Below are 3,126 nucleotides of genomic sequence, written 5' to 3' on the forward strand. Positions count from 1 at the left end.
AGTTGACTGGGTATTTCAAATCCTGCGGGTTTGCCGCGCCCGTGTCCGGGGCTCCGCCCGTTCAGCCCTGAGACTGTCCACTGGACAGTTTCCAAGCCGGGCTTCACCCACCCCTCGGTTCTGGCACGTGCATGCAACGCATCTGCGGAGTCGGCGCGGTGCTTCGTTCATACGTTACCGCCCGCAACCCCGGCGAATGCCCTGTAAAATCCGGTAGCGCCAGGCCCCCCCAAGGCCTCAAATCACCTGTCTGCCTGCAGTGGTTATACGTCTGAAAGCCCTCCCGCGAATTTGATCCAGCGTAGAGTGAGGGTTGTCAGTGCGGCCACGCCCCGAGAAGAAATTCCACCTGTCCACAGGAATTCCGCAGCGCAGCAAGCGGGCCGGGACAAAGGATATTTCTCTCTTATCCCCCGCTTATCCACATCAGGAAACCACAATTAAATCAACATCTTATCCACAAGAAATTTCGCCGAACCCGCATTTTTCTGTTGCGCGACTCGCAGACAAATCACAATCTGATCTCACCGCAACGGAGTTCACTGAACAAAGGAGCGGACGCAAAGGCCCCTCCGGGCGGACGCGGTGCAGAACAGGGCCTTCGGGTTCAGGTCGGCAGCGGGAAAACCAGGAGGAAGCAGGTCGGATCGTGTGAGCCCGAAAGGGCTGTGACGAAAGGGCGGCAGGCGCCGGCGCAGGTCGAAACGGTTGGAACCGCAAGGGGACATCCGGGAAGGCGGCACCGGGAGGGTCAGAGCGGGGAGTGGCAGGTCGCAAGGCAGGCTGCTTCGGCGAGGGGCGGTAACGCCCGGAGCAATGTGGGCCACAGTTCGCCCTCTGGGGGGATGACGGGTTCAAGAAGGCGTCAGGATGTGCTCACGCACGGATCCGGATTTCGGTCCGATCCCCTGGCGCCTTTCGCACGTCCGGCCATAGCGTTCTGCACCGGTCCTGCCTGCGCCGCCGGGCCGGTGCTCCCCACCATTCTGACTGATCCAAATCAAAGCAGATGGCGCTGCATCCTGCGATACTTTCTCACAGAAAAGAGGAGGCTGAAGTGGATACAGAGGTAAGGAAATCGACGTTGCTCGCCCGCCGTCGCGAACTGGTTGGTCATCTGCAGAAAGTGGAGCATGCTCTCGACGAGACACCGACGCGCGATCTTGAGGATTTTTCGACGGAGCGGCAGGGGGATGAGGTGCTGGAAGCGCTGGGTCAGAATGAACTGCAGCAGGTCCGGCGCATCGATGCCGCCCTCAGGCGCGTGGAGGACGGCTCTTACGGTATCTGTCTGAAATGCGGAGAGGAAATTTCCGAAGCGCGACTTGATGCTGTCCCCGAAACCGCGCTGTGCAGAACCTGTGCGGCACAGATCGACGGCAGTTAAAACGAGCGAAACCGGCCCTGAATGTGCCGGTTTCCCATATGTCGTAATACACAGCGGTTCACCCCGCGCAGACCGCGGGGTGCATGTGCAGATCAGATCGCCTGGTCGAGCGCCTCGCCCGCGTTCTGAACATCGCGGCCCACGCCTTTGGTCGTCTCGCAGGCGGCCAGCGCCAGTACAGCGGTCATAAGAATGGCAAGTCTCAGCATCGTCAGATCCTTCTGATTAGTGTGTCCTGAGACATAGACTAACTGCTTTTGCGGCGAGGTCCACGCAAAAAATTTCCTGGCGAAACCAGCCAGCGAGCAGCGTCTTTGCGCCCTGCCGGAATTCCGGAAGTTCCATCGGGGACCTGGCCCGGAACAAGGCAGGTCCGCCACCGCGTTTCGCGGCCAGCCGTGGCCTGCAGTCTGTGTCCGCTGGTCTGTCAGACAGAAAAAAAGCGGTGATAAACACCGCTTTTTGTCCTTGGAAAAAGGGGTCAGCTTATACCGCTTCGTCCAGTGCCTGGCCTGCATTCTGCACGTCACGGCCGACGCCTTTGGTGGTCTCGCAGGCAGCAAGTGCGGTGATGACGGCAAAGAGAACTACGATTCTGGTCATGATATTTTCCTTTTGATGTACCCGCCGGACAAACGCCTGCCTGCCGTTCTGGTTCCGTACACCATGTGTTTTATGACGCACGGTAGAACAGATACCGTTCCGGATCGATGGTATCGGGCCCGGAAATCTGTTCGATCCCCACAAGGGGCTGCTGGCTGACGACCAGCCCGCCCGGCACCATAAGCGGTACGATCAGCGGCGAAAGTTTAGCGCCCTCGGCCACATCACGCGCCTTGTCACCATAGCCGAAATCGTAATGCGCCAGCGCCATCACCGCACCTTCCGCTGCGAGGGCTGCCAGCATATCTTCGGCTTCTCCCTGCATGAAATCCGCTGCTGGCGGGATACAGGACGGATGCGGCTGCAGCACACGGTCGATCACACGGATGCGGCGCCCGGGCAGGTTTTCACGCAGATGATCATAGGTACGACCGTTGCCCAGACCAAGTTCAAGCACATCGCCGGCAAGTCCGGTGATCTGTTCTGCAGCCCAGTTCAGCCCGTCAATCTGTGCCGTCAGCCGGCGGCGCATGGAATCAAGTCGGCTCATGGTCCGGTCTCCGTCAGTCGGGTGATGGATACCGGTTCAGCACCGCCTGCCAGCATCTCGCTCAGAAACGTTTCGGTGAAGTGCCAGACATCTTCGGTATGCACAAGATGGTGAGTCAGCAGGCCGAGCGGTTCGGTGCCATCCTCCCTGCCGGCCCGCCGCGCCCTGAGCCTGTCAACCGCGCCGGCAATAATCTGCGCGGGCATGACCAGCCCGCGCGTGCCCCGCCAGTCGATCGGATCGATATGAGTGTTGATGCGGAGCAGCCCGGGGGCAGCCATCGGAGTTTGTCTGGCCATGAAGGTTGAGAGGGCGCGAAACCCTGAGCCCGTCAGCGCACCGGTAAAACTGTCATCAAACCGGTTCCAGGGAGGCACGAAGACGCGCAGCATATGCGGGCCGAACAGGCGCTCAAGCCGGCCGATCGCTGTGGCGATTTCCGCCGCACCGTCGGGTCTTGGGTGGCCGAACTCGGCTTTTTTGGCACCCTCAGGGGCGTGGTTCTCATGCGCCCAGCCATGCACCAGCGCGATCAGCCCGTTTTTGGCGCGCAGGTAGTCGCCGAGCGCCGGCTCTGCATGCGCCG

The 3,126-nt window shown here is 60.7% G+C and carries 5 protein-coding genes; 1 reads left to right on the forward strand and 4 read right to left on the reverse strand.

Annotated features, from left to right (window positions below; all coding sequences use genetic code 11):
- The first annotated feature begins 1,057 nt into the window (after window positions 1-1,057).
- Window positions 1,058-1,387, forward strand: a complete 330-nt coding sequence (locus Q0M35_RS18330) for a TraR/DksA family transcriptional regulator (RefSeq protein ID WP_295317690.1) — start codon at window positions 1,058-1,060, stop codon at window positions 1,385-1,387.
- Between the two features lie 92 nt (window positions 1,388-1,479).
- Here Q0M35_RS18330 and Q0M35_RS18335 read toward each other — a convergent pair whose 3' ends face one another.
- The 4 genes from Q0M35_RS18335 to Q0M35_RS18350 form a co-directional block, all read right to left on the reverse strand.
- Window positions 1,480-1,596 carry an entericidin A/B family lipoprotein gene (locus Q0M35_RS18335; protein WP_169641787.1) on the reverse strand — a complete coding sequence of 39 codons (117 nt, stop codon included), beginning with the start codon at window positions 1,594-1,596 and terminating at the stop codon, window positions 1,480-1,482.
- A gap of 277 nt (window positions 1,597-1,873) precedes the next feature.
- Window positions 1,874-1,990, reverse strand: coding sequence for an entericidin A/B family lipoprotein (locus tag Q0M35_RS18340; RefSeq protein ID WP_295317691.1), 117 nt, complete (start codon window positions 1,988-1,990; stop codon window positions 1,874-1,876).
- Between the two features lie 70 nt (window positions 1,991-2,060).
- On the reverse strand, window positions 2,061-2,540 hold the full coding sequence (locus Q0M35_RS18345) for a class I SAM-dependent methyltransferase (protein WP_295317692.1): 480 nt from the start codon (window positions 2,538-2,540) through the stop codon (window positions 2,061-2,063).
- Window positions 2,537-3,126 (reverse strand): polysaccharide deacetylase (locus Q0M35_RS18350; protein ID WP_295317693.1); only part of this gene is annotated, 590 nt, incomplete at its 5' end. The genes Q0M35_RS18350 and Q0M35_RS18345, both read right to left, overlap by 4 nt.

Source organism: Roseobacter sp. (assembly GCF_024639605.1).
In the GTDB taxonomy this organism is placed as follows: domain Bacteria; phylum Pseudomonadota; class Alphaproteobacteria; order Rhodobacterales; family Rhodobacteraceae; genus Roseobacter.

Bases quoted from the DNA above. Each gene is read 5' to 3' on its own strand.
- Q0M35_RS18340 (WP_295317691.1), bottom strand. From the start codon at position 1,990: ATGACCAGAATCGTAGTTCTCTTTGCCGTCATCACCGCACTTGCTGCC.
- Q0M35_RS18335 (WP_169641787.1), bottom strand. From the start codon at position 1,596: ATGCTGAGACTTGCCATTCTTATGACCGCTGTACTGGCGCTGGCCGCC.
- Q0M35_RS18345 (WP_295317692.1), bottom strand. From the start codon at position 2,540: ATGAGCCGACTTGATTCCATGCGCCGCCGGCTGACGGCACAGATTGAC.